Origin of the sequence: Psychrobacillus sp. MER TA 171 (assembly GCF_023713305.1) — a bacterium.
Taxonomy (GTDB): domain Bacteria; phylum Bacillota; class Bacilli; order Bacillales_A; family Planococcaceae; genus Psychrobacillus.
This window is the reverse complement of the sequence record NZ_JAMAWN010000003.1, coordinates 272,537-287,092: the sequence shown is the minus strand read 5'-3', so window position 1 is coordinate 287,092 and position 14,556 is coordinate 272,537. Positions and strand designations below refer to the sequence as shown.

General features: G+C 35.8%; 12 protein-coding genes and 1 pseudogene. 10 read left to right on the top strand and 3 right to left on the bottom strand.

The annotated features are described in order from the left end of the window. Positions 1 to 220: 220 nt before the first annotated feature. Positions 221 to 940: pseudogene (locus M3627_RS05185) on the top strand (transposase); the annotation flags it as partial. 216 nt (positions 941 to 1,156) lie between these two features. Here M3627_RS05185 and M3627_RS05180 read toward each other — a convergent pair. Continuing rightward, positions 1,157 to 3,010 (bottom strand): methyl-accepting chemotaxis protein, encoded by a 1,854-nt coding sequence (locus M3627_RS05180; protein ID WP_285841638.1) that lies wholly within the window; start codon positions 3,008 to 3,010, stop codon positions 1,157 to 1,159. Positions 3,011 to 3,120: 110 nt separating this feature from the next. Between M3627_RS05180 and M3627_RS05175 the strand changes: the two genes are divergently transcribed. The 6 genes from M3627_RS05175 (at position 3,121) to M3627_RS05150 (ending at position 8,088) form a co-directional block, all read left to right on the top strand. Then, on the top strand, positions 3,121 to 3,342 hold the full coding sequence (locus tag M3627_RS05175; protein ID WP_169360113.1) for a YozE family protein: 222 nt from the start codon (positions 3,121 to 3,123) through the stop codon (positions 3,340 to 3,342). Between the two features lie 72 nt (positions 3,343 to 3,414). After that, positions 3,415 to 4,116, top strand: a complete 702-nt coding sequence (gene deoD / locus M3627_RS05170) for a purine-nucleoside phosphorylase (protein ID WP_169360112.1) — start codon at positions 3,415 to 3,417, stop codon at positions 4,114 to 4,116. Between the two features lie 81 nt (positions 4,117 to 4,197). Next, on the top strand, positions 4,198 to 5,715 hold the full coding sequence (locus M3627_RS05165; RefSeq protein ID WP_169360111.1) for a S41 family peptidase: 1,518 nt from the start codon (positions 4,198 to 4,200) through the stop codon (positions 5,713 to 5,715). Between the two features lie 130 nt (positions 5,716 to 5,845). Next, the gene (locus M3627_RS05160; RefSeq protein WP_251553212.1) at positions 5,846 to 6,751 is read left to right on the top strand and encodes a CobW family GTP-binding protein; all 906 of its coding nucleotides are present in this window, start codon (positions 5,846 to 5,848) and stop codon (positions 6,749 to 6,751) included. After that, complete coding sequence (locus M3627_RS05155) at positions 6,744 to 6,998, top strand: hypothetical protein (RefSeq protein WP_169360110.1); 255 nt, start codon at positions 6,744 to 6,746, stop codon at positions 6,996 to 6,998. Before M3627_RS05160 ends, M3627_RS05155 begins: the two co-directional genes overlap by 8 nt. 160 nt (positions 6,999 to 7,158) lie before the next feature. Then, positions 7,159 to 8,088 carry a CAP domain-containing protein gene (locus M3627_RS05150; RefSeq protein ID WP_251553194.1) on the top strand — a complete coding sequence of 310 codons (930 nt, stop codon included), beginning with the start codon at positions 7,159 to 7,161 and terminating at the stop codon, positions 8,086 to 8,088. A 288-nt stretch (positions 8,089 to 8,376) separates the two neighbouring features. Here M3627_RS05150 and M3627_RS05145 read toward each other — a convergent pair whose 3' ends face one another. After that, positions 8,377 to 9,729, bottom strand: a complete 1,353-nt coding sequence (locus tag M3627_RS05145; RefSeq protein WP_169360109.1) for an MATE family efflux transporter — start codon at positions 9,727 to 9,729, stop codon at positions 8,377 to 8,379. Between the two features lie 40 nt (positions 9,730 to 9,769). Between M3627_RS05145 and M3627_RS05140 the strand changes: the two genes are divergently transcribed. Then, a complete protein-coding gene (locus M3627_RS05140) occupies positions 9,770 to 10,846 on the top strand; it encodes an undecaprenyldiphospho-muramoylpentapeptide beta-N-acetylglucosaminyltransferase (RefSeq protein ID WP_251553193.1) in 1,077 nt (358 codons plus the stop codon). A gap of 38 nt (positions 10,847 to 10,884) precedes the next feature. On the opposite strand, the gene M3627_RS05135 is transcribed toward M3627_RS05140, so the two are convergent. Continuing rightward, positions 10,885 to 11,430 carry a GNAT family N-acetyltransferase gene (locus M3627_RS05135; RefSeq protein WP_251553192.1) on the bottom strand — a complete coding sequence of 182 codons (546 nt, stop codon included), beginning with the start codon at positions 11,428 to 11,430 and terminating at the stop codon, positions 10,885 to 10,887. Positions 11,431 to 12,504: 1,074 nt separating this feature from the next. On the opposite strand from M3627_RS05135, the gene M3627_RS05130 reads away from it, so the two are divergent. Then, the gene (locus M3627_RS05130; RefSeq protein WP_169360106.1) at positions 12,505 to 13,182 is read left to right on the top strand and encodes a winged helix-turn-helix domain-containing protein; all 678 of its coding nucleotides are present in this window, start codon (positions 12,505 to 12,507) and stop codon (positions 13,180 to 13,182) included. Then, on the top strand, positions 13,179 to 14,549 hold the full coding sequence (locus tag M3627_RS05125) for a HAMP domain-containing sensor histidine kinase (protein WP_251553191.1): 1,371 nt from the start codon (positions 13,179 to 13,181) through the stop codon (positions 14,547 to 14,549). The genes M3627_RS05130 and M3627_RS05125 overlap by 4 nt, the downstream gene beginning before the upstream one ends. Positions 14,550 to 14,556: the final 7 nt, after the last annotated feature.

Here is a 14,556-nt window from a genome sequence, read left to right as displayed (position 1 = left end):
CCAATATTTTTAATAAGTGGTTTAATAAGGGTGCAAAAGATCAGTAAGACGAGTTAAAAAAATTTTTTTCACTTTAAAATACGTAATGAAACCATTGGTACGACTACATTTTAAGAGGGAGTCGCCGTTCTTCGCTCCAATCAACGGGGCCTTCTAAAAAATGAATGAGGTGATGGATATGATGACGAAAAATTAAACCAATGAACGCGAACAATTAGAAATCTTGACTATTGAACAGTTGGTACCACAAGACCACCTTGTTCGTAAGTTAGATGAGGCAATTGATTTTTCCTTTATCTATCCATTGGTTGAAAACCTTTATTCGACAATAGGGAGACCTAGTATCGACCCAGTGGTACTTATCAAGATTACTTTTATCCAATATACCTTTGGTATACGGTCCATGCGCCAAACCATTAAAGAGATTGAAACCAACATGGCATACCGATGGTTTCTAGGCTTTGGTTTCCATACCGAGGTTCCCCATTTTTCAACTTTCGGGAAAAACTATGTCCGTTGTTTTGCAGACACAGATCTATTCGAGCAGATTTTCTACAGAGTATTAAAGGAGGTCGCAGATCGTGGGCTCCTGAGCCCGGATCATGTCTTTATTGATTCGACCCATGTGAAAGCTAGTGCGAATAAGAGAAAGTTTGAGAAGAAGGTTGTTCGTAAAGAGACACGGGCTTATGAAAAGAGGCTCCAGGAGGAGCTCAACCTCGACCGGGAAAAGCATGGGAAGAAACCATTCCCACCTGAAAAGTTTGAAAAGGAAGAGTACAAGGAGATTAAGGAATCGACAACAGATCCTGAAAGTGGTTACTACGTAAAAGATGAACGGACAAAGCAGTTCGCCTATTCTTTTCATGCTGCAACAGACGAGAAGGGTTTTGTGCTTGCAAACATTGTCACACCTGGAAATGTTCACGACAGCCATATCCATGCTTTTTATGTAATTGTAAAGGGTAGAGAGTGTAATAAGAAAGGGGGGGGATTGCGGAGATACGCATAATTATTGGGCTAATGGACCCATACCTTGTAGGGGGGGGTCCTTAAACAAAGTGTAGAGCCTCACAAAGTGATTTATAGTTTTTTACATAAAAAAAGCTAGCACTGTATTTTTCAGTGCTAGCAAAATGATTATATTACTTACAAATTATAACTTGAATTCGTTTACTACTTTTCTAAGCTCGTCCGCTTGGTGTGATAATTCAACAGCGGAAGCATTGATTTCTTGCATGGCAGCACTACCTTGTTCAGCGGCGGCAGCAGAGTTTTCAGTGTTTGACGCAGTGTTCTCTGCTATATGAGTCACTTCTATAAAGGAAGCAGCTACTTCCTGGCTAAATTCCAGTGTTTTTTCTATCTGATTTACCATTTTATTAATAATACTAATCGTTTCGTCTGTTTGTTTCATAATTTGTTCAAGGGAAGTGCTTGTTTCATTGGCTACTTCAACGCCTTTTATAACATTTTCGACCCCTTCGTGATTTTGTTTAACAATAGAGGTTACCTCCGTTTGAATGGAGGTTACAATTCCTGTTACCTCTTTTGCTGCTTTTTGAGATTGCTCTGCAAGCTTCCTTACTTCATCTGCTACTACTGCAAAACCTCTTCCATGTTCTCCGGCACGTGCAGCCTCAATTGCCGCATTTAGAGCCAGTAGGTTAGTTTGCTCTGCAATTGCAGTGATGGTTTTAATAATAGAAGTTATCTCATACGATTTAGTTCCTAAAGATTGAACAGTCTGAGAGGTATTAGCCATCGTTTCTTCAATATTTAACATAACATTTGAAGAATGTTGAACAGACAATGCTCCTTGTTTGGCAGCAGCAGTCATGTGATCAGTCGCTACTTTTACAGCTTGTGCATCCTCATTCAAATATCTCGTTGCTTCTTCTAATGAATTCATTTTTTGAATAGCTAAGGTCATGCTTTTCATAGTCTGCTCACTACCAGATGCTATTTCGTTAGTAGAATCCGCTATTGACTGAATTGTAATAGCAGTGTCGTCAGAAGAAGCCATCAATTCCTGACCGCTAGCTGATACATTTTCGGTTAAATGGCTTACACGTCTAACTAAATCAGCAATAGAAGCGATTAAAACATTTGTATTGGAAGCAATTTCAGCAAATTCGTCTTTACTTCTCACCTTTACTCTTCTTGTTAAATCACCGCCAGCTTGAGCGATTTCTAAAATCGAACGGTTAATAGAGTAAGTGCTTCTTTTAATAGAATTAAATAGTACAATTCCAAATACTAATGTTAATAATACAGAGAAAATCGTTAAGCCTATAAATATGTTCAAAGCGTTTTGATTTTCGCTCTTTAAGAGTGCAATTTGCTTAGCGTTCTTTTTAGCTAACACTTCGTTCATCGCTTCGATTTGGACATCTACATGGCTCATGGCTGCGCGTCCACTTCCTGCATTTACAAGCTTTTGAGCAGCCTCAAATCCTTTTTGGTCTCTTAGGCTTAATGCACGTTCAGAATATTGAAGGTATGTATTAAAATGCTCATTAATCGCCGTTACTTTTTTGAGCTCATCAGGACGATTTTTAAAAATAGTCTGCAATTCTTTAAAGCGAGTAACGATTGCATCTTTATAACTTCTATAACTTGACATATAATTTGATTTACCTGTAATGATATAGCTTTGCTCTGCATTTGAAAGTTTAGCAATATCAGCAGATATTTGATTGACCATTAACTGCTCTTTTATGTCCACGTTTATAAAGTTTTCTAGTTCCTTCTGAGATGATTGCATGTTGGCCGAAGTAAGGACAAGCATGGAAAATAGAATTATAATAAGGACGGAAAAAATGATGAGTACTCTGCCACGTATGGAATTTAACAAATTGGTATTTTGAAAGCTTTTGTTTGCATTCCTTTTAAAAAGGGAAAATGAACGACTACTAAGGGATTTGCGCTGTTTCTTTGGTTTAGGTACTTTGGGCGTACTAGGTATTTTGTTTCTTTTCGATTTAAATCCATATTTCAATTGAGCCATTCCTTTCTAATGTTTTATCATCATAATTTTTAGTTTAATTGTTTTAGACTGAATTATCTACAAAATTTTAAATTAATATACTACTTCAGGACTAAAGGAGGAAAAATAATATGAATCAATCGTTTTATTTATTTGCATTAAAATTCCGGGGAGGTCAAAAGACCGATGCCAAAGCTCTATTTGCGGAACAAATGTTTTTACAGCATGATTTTCCAAAAGCAGAAACATCTTTTCAGCCACTTTCCGAGTATATTGAGGAGCTCGCGCATCCAGAGATGCCAGCAATAGTTTTTGATGAAATATGGGAGTTATACGAAGACAATACCCTCTAGGCTTCTACATTGCATTTTATAGTAAAAAAAGGTATCATAAACACGATAAGTTTTAGAAATGAGGTTATATTAATGAGTATTCATATTAATGCAAAAAAAGGTGAAATAGCTGACACGATTTTACTACCAGGAGATCCACTTCGTGCAAAATATATTGCTGAAACTTTCTTAGAGGATGTTGTGCAATATAATGAAGTGCGTAATATGTTTGGTTACACAGGTACATATAAAGGGAAAAGAGTTTCTGTACAAGGAACAGGAATGGGAGTACCATCCATTTCTATATATACAACTGAATTAATGGCTGAATATGATGTACAAAAATTAATCCGTGTTGGAACTTGTGGAGCTATCCAAAAAGATGTAAAAGTACGTGACGTAATTCTTGCTCAATCAGCATCTTCTGATTCTTCTATGAATAAAGTACTTTTAGATGATATTAGCTTTGCTCCTACTGCTGATTTCAATTTATTATACAATGCATATAATGCAGGTAAAGAAGCAGGACTAAACCTACGTGTAGGTAATGTATTTACAGCTGATTTATTCTATAATGAAAATGCTCAAAATGAAAAATGGGCAAGCTACGGTGTACTTGCAGTTGAAATGGAAGCTGCTGCATTATATACACTAGCTGCTAAATACGGAAGACAAGCTCTAGCCGTATTGACTGTTAGTGATCACATTATTACTGGAGAAGTTACTTCTTCAGAAGAAAGACAAACAACATTCAATGACATGATCGTAGTGGCATTAGAAGCAGCATTAAAATAAGGATGTAATTTTAAAAAAACAGACTGTCATTTTTGGCAGTCTATTTTTTGAAAAACGAATTGTGTGAAAAGGGTGAAGATTTTGGACGAACAAGAGCAACGAACAAACGAAGAACAGGAACAATCATCGCCTGAATCTTCTAAATATGTAAAGATTAAACCTTTGATGCTTTGGTTAATGATTTTTGGTCTCATGATAATCACGGCTGGCGTTACATCACTTCTATTTATGTTTGGAAAAGAGGATGAAGCTAGTGAAATAAAAGGGCAAGAATCACAGGTGCAATATGTAGGTGAACGAAAAGAATTCACTAAGTTATATATGGCTTATGACAAATTAAAAAAAGATTACTATAAGGATATTGATGAGGATACAGTGATTAATGGTGCCATCAATGGCATGGTCGATGCACTGGAAGATCCTTATTCTGAATACATGGATACAGAAGAGGCATCTATGTTTGAAGACAGTGTTCATTCGAGCTTCCAAGGAATTGGAGCGGAGATACAGGAGCAAGATGGTATCATTACGGTTATTTCTCCTATTAAAAATTCTCCAGCCGAAAAGTCTGGGTTGTTACCTAATGATAAGGTTTTAAAAGTAGATGGGAAAGACATTAAAGGCTACAGTGTTTCGGAAGCTGTTTTATTAATTCGCGGTAAAAAAGGCACTGAAGTTACATTAACGATTCAACGTGGTGAAGGTGCATTAATTGAAACGACAATAGTTCGAGATGATATCCCTATAGAAACAGTTTATCCTGAGATGTTAAGTGACAAAGTAGGTCATATTATGATTTCTAGCTTTTCTGACGATACGTATGATGAGTTAGTTACTGCGATCGATGATCTGAAAAAAGAAGGCATGGAGTCATTAGTTCTGGATGTAAGACAAAATCCAGGTGGCCTGCTAGATTCGGCAGTTGATATTTCAAACCTTTTTGTTGAAGAAGGCAAGAATATTGTACAAATTGAAACAAAAGATGAGAAAAACAAACTTGTAAAAGAGGCGATTGTTGCATCACCTGGTCTCCGAGTTGATCTTCCTGTTACAGTGTTGATCGACGAAGGGAGTGCATCTGCATCTGAGATACTTGCAGGAGCATTAAGCGAATCAGCAAATATGCCTATTGTTGGTGTAAATTCGTTTGGTAAAGGAACTGTACAGTCTCTTAACAATTTACCTGATGGCTCTAATATTAAAATAACAACAGCAAAATGGTTAACGCCAAAAGGTAACTGGATACATGATAAAGGTATTGCACCAGATTACGAAGTACAATATCCTTCTTATGCGATGTTATCTCCTTTAAATACTTCTGAAGTTTTAAAGACAGGTATGACATCAGATGCTGTTAAAAATGCTAAGGAAATGTTAAAAGCAGTTGGATACGATCCAGGTACTATTAATACTAGCTTTGACGAGACTATGGTTTCTGCGGTGAAAAAATTCCAAGCTGACAACAAACTGGATGCTACAGGTGAGCTTACCGGTGATTCTGCTAATACATTGATGAATAAGCTTCGTGAAAAATTACTAAACGAAGATCCTCAATTATTAAAGGCAGAAGAGATAGCAAAGGATTTAATTAAAAAATAAGTAATAGCATAATCTATTTCTTAAAAGAGCTGACCTGCAATGGTCAGCTCTTTATTCAAGAGAAGAAGTTTTGACGTTGCCGAGTCGACGATGAATTTCTATAGGAAATACATAGGAAGAGGTGTGGATGTTGAAAGATGTATATTTATTGAGTGGATTTTTAGGTAGCGGGAAAACATCCTTGTTAACCAATTTAATCTCACAATTCAAAAATGAAGGTATTAAACCAGCAGTAATTATGAATGAGTTAGGTAAATTGGCTTTTGATAGTAGGGCAGTAGAGGAAGGCATCCCTCTTAAAGAAATGCTAGAAGGATGCATATGCTGTACAGGATCTGAGAAGATGGAAGCACAGCTTCAAATGTTGTTGGCTGGGGAAGATTTTGATGTGTTATTAATAGAGACGACTGGAGCTGCACACCCTGTTGAAGCATTAGATTCTGTGTTCTCACCGATATTTGCAAATCAGTTAAATATAAAAGGTATTATTACTGTTGCCGACTGCAAAAGATGGTTAGAACGAGACAAGCTGTCACCCCGAACACGGATGCTCTTCCTTGAGCAAATCAAACATGCACATTTAATAGTTGCCAATAAAGTAGATTTACTAACTGATGACGAGATTGCGACTGTCTCTATGGAACTCCAAGGTATTAATGGTGATGCACCAATTATTCAAGCCTCCAACAGTAAAATTTCTATAAAAGCACTTGCTAACTTGGAAGCTACCTTTCATGAAAAAGAAGTTAAAGAAGCGGCAATAGGCAAACAGCTTTCCTTGTCTTCAAGGCTTCATACTTTTAACGGACCAATAGATCAAGAAGCCTTCGAGGATTGGGTTAGAGGTCTTCCTGACTCCGTCTATCGGATGAAGGGTTATGTTCCACTAAAGGGACACAAATATCCTTATTTATTTCAATATGCTTATGGAATGATCCAATGGCTCCCTGAATACATGAAAATGGAGCCCCAACTTGTAATTATCGGAGAGCAAATAAATAAGCTTGAGATTATAGGGGATTCGGTTAATGATTGATGCTTTTAAATTGCTATATAAAAATCGCGCAACGAATGATATTACCGAGGAAGAAGTACGTAATGTCATTAAATCGGAGCTGTTGGATGAATATACACACCCCAGGGTGAGACAGAGCTGTGAAAAAAAATATCAAATGATTGCCTCACGTGTGAAAAATAGTAAACTATCCATAACACAGCAGGAAAAAATTCTGGGAGTGATTGACGAGGAATATATGAAATTGTCAAGAGCTTTAGAAAACTAATATTTTTATGTATTGGTTTATCCTACCATACCAAAGGAACGGAATCCTTTCTCCCGTCCATCTTTTAATACTCGAATGGACGAGATGGAAGATATTATATAATTTTTTCTTTTGATTTTGTGTATAAAATGAGAGAGCACAAAAGAAGGAGGAAATGAAAATGAACAAAAAGATTTTAGCAGGTATGCTAGCAGGAGGATTATTACTTACTGCTACAACAGCATCAGCAGAAACAGCTGGCAATTCAAAAACTACTTCTGAGGCAAAAACATCCATCGAATGGAAGTCTCTAAAGATTAACTCTCAAAAATTGTCTTTAAGTGAGACAGAAATAAACAAAATGCTTCAAAAGTTTAATATAAATAAAGAGTTAATCGTTGCTAACCTAGCAAATACTATTAAAACAGAGGCTGCAAAGAAAAATGACGTGGCACAAAATACCCAAAAGGTACAAAAAGAAACAAAAGAGGTTACTAAACCCAACAATCAAATAAAAGAAAAACCAGTCGTTGAAAAAACACAAACTGCAGCAAAAGTAGAAGTAACTAAACCAAATGCTGCTAAAAAAGAAGCTACAACTGCGAAGGCTCCAGTAAAAAAAGAATCAATAGTGCCAGCGGCTCAACCAAAAAAAGAGGTAGCTACAACTTCTCCAACTACTCAGCAAGCTACTAAAAAAACGGAAACAAACAGTAATTCCAATCAAGCTCAAGTATCTTCTGTTATCCAACAGGTGGTAGATCTAACTAATGCCGAGCGTGCAAAGGGAGGCTTATCACCTCTACAAATCGACTCTGCATTGACTAAGTCAGCACAGCTTAAATCTCAGGACATGAAAGATAATAATTATTTTTCACATACAAGTCCTACATATGGCTCACCTTTTGATCAAATGAAATCTTTAGGGATTAGCTACAAGTCAGCTGCAGAAAATATTGCAATGGGACAACGATCAGCTCAAGAAGTGGTACAAGGCTGGATGAATTCAGCTGGTCACAGAGCGAATATCATGAACGGTAGCTATACACATATTGGAGTAGGATTATCTGATAGTGGCTATTACTGGACACAACAATTTATTAGCAAATAATTAAAAGAGGCTAAGACAGCTCTTCTCAAAACAAAAGCCTCGAACATTTTACCCTGGTAAAATATTTCGAGGCTTTCATTTTATCTATAGTTGATAACCGTTACGGTAATTGCTTTCCATGGGCACTAACGATTAATTACCAGATTGACATATTTTTTAATATTGAAGAAAAAAAGTGAAATCGGAAAAATGGATTTCACTTTTTTCTTGTAGTTGGTTTTGGATTACATCAATATCTAAAATATAACTGTTTAGCTATCCATAGGTTTAAAATTTGTCAAATATCATTTAATAAAGCTTAGCAAACTTGCGCTGTAAGTATACTAAACGTGTTCCCAGGGTAAGTGCACCGACCGTTAAGCCGGCAATTAAGCCTATCCAGTAGCCAAATGGGCCGTATGCTGTGTAAGTACCTAGTATGTAGCCAATAGGTAAACCTATTATCCAATAAGATATAATCGCCATGATAAACGTAATTGTAACATCCTTATAGCCCCTTAATGCTCCTTGAACTGGTGCTTGAATGGCATCAGATAATTGGAAGAGGGCAGCAAAAAAGAAAAATTGAACGGTTAAGTTAATGACCTCTACATCGTTTGTGTAAATGGCTGCTATAGGTTCTCGCCAAACAAGTAAAATAGTAGCTGACACAAAGCTAAAGGACACAGCTGTCCCGACTCCTAGCCAACTGTAGGATTTTGCATCCTGATAGCGCTTAGCCCCTACTTCTTGACCTACTAAAATAGTAGCTCCCATTGCAATACTTAAGGGAATCATATATAACAACGAAGTAAAATTCATAGCTATTTGGTGAGCTGAAATTACTGCTGTGGAAAATACACTCATCATAATCGTGACTGCAGAAAAAATAGTAGTCTCTGCAAAAATAGATAGTCCTATTGGTAAACCGATCACTGTTAATGTTTTTAACTTGGCCAACGACGGTTTCGTCCATTCTTGGAATATTTGTAGATCAGCAAAAGGTTTATTGTATTTTATGATGAAAATAGTAATAATTAAAATGAGCCAATAAGTTATTGCTGAGGCTAATCCAGCCCCAACACCACCTAAAGCTGGCAATCCAAATTTACCGTAAATCAGCACATAATTTAGTGCAATATTAATTGGTGCAGACAGTAATGTGATGAACATGGAGATGCGGGTCTTGCCTAATGCATCTATAAACGATCGTAGGACACTGTATAGGAATAAAGGAAGTAGTCCGATGCACATCATCCATAAATATTTTTCCGCTATTATGCGTACACTAGTTTCAAGAGGAATTGCTTGAAGGATAGGGTCCAGAAACAAAATAATCCCTATAAAAACTAAAATAGCTAATAGAATAGCAATATATAAACCTTGTTGAACAAAGGTTCTCACATCTTCTTGCTTTTTTGCACCGATTAATTGTGCTACAATTGGCGTAATGCCTAGTAGAATACCAGTCAACCCGGTATATACTGGCACCCATAATGAAGAACCTATAGAAACGCCTGCTAGATGATTGATATTGTATTTACTTGTCATCAAGATATCAAAGAAAGTCATTAAATAGAGTGCGACCTGAGTGATTAAAATTGGTAGTACCATTTGAATCATTATCTTGGTTTTTTCTTGTAAGTTTTTTGTTTCTACCATATGGGCATACATCCTTTAGATAAATAGTTAGGAGATTATCATGAACAATAACAAAATAGTACTGACAGGCGGGGGAACAGCTGGTCATGTATCTTTAAATGAAGCCATTATCCCAGAATTATTAAGAAACGGATATGAAGTCCATTATATTGGTTCTGCTGATGGAATTGAAAAATCAATTATTGAAAAAAGCTTTCCCACTTTACCTTATCACACTATTTCTAATGGTAAGTTAAGAAGGTACTTCTCTATTAAAAATTTCTCAGATCCTTTTAAAGTCCTATACGGAACAATGCAAGCTATGAGAACCTTAAGAAAAATAAAGCCTTCGCTTGTATTTTCCAAAGGAGGATTTGTTTCTGTGCCAGTTGTAGTGGCGGCAAAGCTTTCTAATATTCCAGTCGTAATACATGAGTCCGACATCACACCTGGTTTAGCAAACAAAATTGCAACACCATTTGCAGAGCATATATTTACGGTTTTTGAAGAGACATTAAAGTATATTCCAAGGGATAAGTCTTCCGCTATAGGAGCAATCATTCGCCCTGATCTGTTTCAAGGAGATGAAAAAATTGCAAGAGAGCTGACAGGCTTTAGTCCTTTTAAAGAAACAATTATAGTTATGGGTGGGAGCCAGGGCTCTAAAAGTATTAATGCTGCGATTAAAGATAATATAGACACTTTAACCAAGCGATTTCAGATTATTCATCTTTGTGGTAAAGGAAACCTAGATCCTTCATTGATAGATAAACCAAATTATAAAGCCTTTGAATACGTAACGGATGAATTACCTCATTTGTTGAAAATCACAAACTATGTAATAAGCAGAGCTGGCTCTAACTCCATATTTGAATTTTTAGAGTTAAAAAAACCTATGTTATTAATACCTTTATCCAAGAACGCCAGCAGGGGAGACCAAGTATTAAATGCAAACTTCTTTGAAAAATTAGGCTATGCTATTGTCCTTGAAGAAGAGGGTCTCACCGCTGAGACATTTATGAATTCTCTTTCAGCTTTAGCATTAAACAAAGAAAAAATAATTGATGCACAGTGTCTGGCGAGTTCTTCCAAAACACCTGAGCAATTTACGGAACTACTACTAACATATAAAAACTAATGAAACTCCCGTCATAAAGTTGACGGGAGTTTCTTCTGTTACATAGCTTGTTCTTCTTCCGAATTCTGCTGAAGTGTTTTCATTAGGAAGAGGTCCTTAGGTATATAATATAAATCGAAATGGTTATTACCCTTATTAATCTCTTCGTATATTACTTGGTGGGAATCATTTGCTTTTAAAGCATAGCCAAGCTTTTCAGTTGCACGGATGCTCTTAATATTATTTTTTCTAATACGTAAAAATACTGTTTGTATATTCTGCTCAAAGAACAATTCTTCTAAAAATTGTTCCTTCGCTTTCTTATTATAACCTTGACCTTGGAATTGTGTGCCGATCCATGTTCCTAAAAATCCAGCACCGTGTTCAATATCAAATAGATTTATGGTTCCTATTGGTTGTCCATAGTCACTGATGATTGTTCGAGAAATAGTCGTTCCAGCTAATTCTTCCTCAATCATTTGTTTGGTTAAAAACCAGTATTCGTCTGCTGAGCTAGCTTTATGACGAACGAATGGCATAATAGTTGGATCTGACATAAGCTCAAATAGAGCGGTACACTCATGTAAGTCTCTTTTTTTCAACACAAAAAAACGCCTCCTCCAGAACTGAAAATGAGCAGAGTCATTCTAGTTCCCCTGAAATTTTTCATTTGAATTGCATAAAAAATTTCGGGGTAGGAATCGAACCTACTAGAACCAGCTCAAGAACCGGTGGCGCACCATTTGCCTTCCCTCGGCAAAGAAATACTTTGCCTTATAAAATTATTTGCATAGAATAATATACTTTAAGTTTTTCATTTTGCATAGAGTTAAATTATACATTTTTAAAAAAAAATATTGTTAATACTTGTATGTTTCACAATTAATACATATGATTAATTTACATAAACAAAAGATACATAGAAAATGATTTACTAGTACAGCTATTATAAATGAATATATCAAATCTTCCTATATTTTTCTATTTATTTGTTTGGATTTTCTACAGGAAGTTTTAATTCATGTAATTGTACTTTATCGTTTTAAACGAATGCTTTTCAACTGATGATTTTCTATACAAATAGTATAAAAGTTAATAGAGGGTAGACCTATCGTTCACTCTCAAAAAGCTTCTCTGCTAAGTACGCGGATACACTTTATTTTATTATAAGGCTATGTTAAAGCGTGGGGTTGATTTATAATGCAAAGAAATCTTAGATCAGAGAGTAGAATTGATTGTTCGCACCAGCCGGACGCTTTCCTCGGGGTGAGCGATAAGCCATCACCCATCGCTTACGCGCGTGGTTGTGATGTCTTATCTGTCTCACTCATCCCGTAGGAGTCGCCGTCTGGCACTCCAATCAATAAATGGGAACAGCTATAGCATCGATAAAGCGCTAATAAATTTACAAGCATAAACAAAGCTCAAAAACTATACCCAATCTAAATCTAATAATCTATTTATGACCTTAATAGTCATTTGAATGTCCCTTTTAGAATGTTTACAGTCACTATAAAAAGATTGTTAGTCAAAATAGACCAATAATTTTAACAAAGCTTATTATAATAATTATGACCTAAATTCTCTTTTCAGAATTTGAAATCGATGAGAAAAAACAATTCATATAATTTTACTACCGTTCATATAGAGTGAACGGTATTTTTAAAGGAAGTGTGAAAGTGAAACATCATATTTTATTAATAGAAGATGAAATTAATATAGCGAAGTTTGTGGAACTTGAGCTGAAACATGAAAATTTTGAGGTAACCGTATCTTTTGATGGAAGAGAGGGATATGAATTAGCTTTAGAAAACCATTACGATTTGTTATTAGTAGATGTTATGCTACCTAATTTAAACGGTTTAGAAATATGTCGCAGGTTTAGAAAAGTTAAAGATATTCCTATTATTTTAATAACTGCGAGAGATGCAGTTATAGATCGTGTTTCAGGATTAGAGGCTGGAGCAGATGACTATGTGGTCAAGCCATTCGCTATAGAAGAGCTTTTGGCTAGAATTCGTGCTGTATTAAGAAGGGTGGGGCATACCACATTAAATCAGGAATCTGTTTTATCGATACGTGGCTTACAGGTCGATCAAAAAGCATATAGGGTTACGTATTTTGGGCAGGAGATTATTTTAACGAAAACAGAGTATGACCTTCTTGTATGTTTTATGCAAAACCTTAACATCGTATTAACTCGGGATCAGATTTTAGAAATTGTATGGGGTTATGAATCAGAAGTAGAGACAAATGTAGTGGATGTTTATATTAGGCACCTTAGAAAGAAATTGCCGAAGGAAATTGCAGCTTTAATAGAAACAGTTAGAGGAGTGGGATACGTGATTCGTTCATGAAGAACTGGACTTTACAAAAAAAATGGACATATGCTTCTGCTCTGTCTATTTTTTTAAGTTTTTTAATGATGAGTGCCATTTTATATTTTTCACTATACAACTGGATGCTTATGTCTGAAAAGAGAGTGGCCCATAACACATTAAACGAAGTTGTAAGCTTCTTTGAGTCACAGGGTCCTGTGATTAGCGTTCAAGACATTCAAAGAAATCGCACACTTATTAACCAGCTTGTTAACCAAGAGCAGTCTATAAGGGTTTTAAATGCAGATGGAATCGAGCTTCTCCGCATTAATGATGCGAGCCCATTTTCAGCATTCGAACCCACTTCAATAAAAGAATTCGAAAAAGACAAAGTAGAAGGACAGACTATTTTTCATAAATCTGCTGAAATTGACTTCGGATTATTTAAGGGATATATAGAAATTTCCCACAGCCTTTCTAATTTTGAAGAACTAATGCGCTATATATTGTTGGCTATAACGTTATTTTCTCTCATAGCGCTATTACTATCTGCATTTATAGGGTATTCGTTGTCTGCATTCATGTTACGTCCAATTAAGGAATTACGTGATGAAATGCAGGAGGCAAAACGGACAAGGTTTTCTAAGGAAGTTAATTTTGAACGTTTGTCAAAAGATGAAATCGGTGAGCTGATGAAAATCTATAAGGAATTAATGGACGAGGTAAATGAAACAATCACCAGACAAGACGAGTTTATTCATAATGTATCCCATGAACTTCGAACACCTATTCAAGTTGTGGAAGGACATCTGGCTCTGCTGAATAGATGGGGCAAGGAACAACGAGATGTTCTGGACGAATCCCTGGACATTTCCTTAGCAGAAGTTCAAAAAATGAAAGTTTTAATAGAAGAAATGTTAAAGCTTGCAAAAAATGAACAAACATTTGAGAATACAAATACCCGTCTATTAAATGTAGTCAAGGAATTGGAACAACAACTGGAGGTACTATCTCCAACTTCATCAATTGTTTACCGTGGAAATGAAAATATATCAGTTAATATCCCCTCAACGACATTGGAGCAAATTCTTAGAAACCTTATGGAAAATGCAATAAAATATAATGAAAACGATCCGAAAATAATTATAGAAGCTTGGGAAGACACTTTCAAAGTAGTAATTACTGTTTCAGATAATGGGATTGGTATTAAAAAAGAATCCCTTTCTAAAATCTTCGATCGTTTCTATACAGCAGACGAGGCACGTTCAAAGAATAAAGGAGGCTCAGGATTGGGCCTTAGCATTGTGCAACGACTAGTTGTTGCATATAAAGGTAGTATTAACGTAGAAAGTAATCAAAACGGAACAAAATTTTCCATATATTTCCCTAAATTTACAAGTGAATAATCATTCA

Coding starts and splice junctions, on each gene's coding strand:
- M3627_RS05180 (WP_285841638.1), bottom strand. CDS start 3,010: ATGGCTCAATTGAAATATGGATTTAAATCGAAAAGAAACAAAATACCT.
- M3627_RS05175 (WP_169360113.1), top strand. CDS start 3,121: ATGAATCAATCGTTTTATTTATTTGCATTAAAATTCCGGGGAGGTCAA.
- deoD (WP_169360112.1), top strand. CDS start 3,415: ATGAGTATTCATATTAATGCAAAAAAAGGTGAAATAGCTGACACGATT.
- M3627_RS05155 (WP_169360110.1), top strand. CDS start 6,744: ATGATTGATGCTTTTAAATTGCTATATAAAAATCGCGCAACGAATGAT.
- M3627_RS05150 (WP_251553194.1), top strand. CDS start 7,159: ATGAACAAAAAGATTTTAGCAGGTATGCTAGCAGGAGGATTATTACTT.
- M3627_RS05145 (WP_169360109.1), bottom strand. CDS start 9,729: ATGGTAGAAACAAAAAACTTACAAGAAAAAACCAAGATAATGATTCAA.
- M3627_RS05140 (WP_251553193.1), top strand. CDS start 9,770: ATGAACAATAACAAAATAGTACTGACAGGCGGGGGAACAGCTGGTCAT.
- M3627_RS05125 (WP_251553191.1), top strand. CDS start 13,179: ATGAAGAACTGGACTTTACAAAAAAAATGGACATATGCTTCTGCTCTG.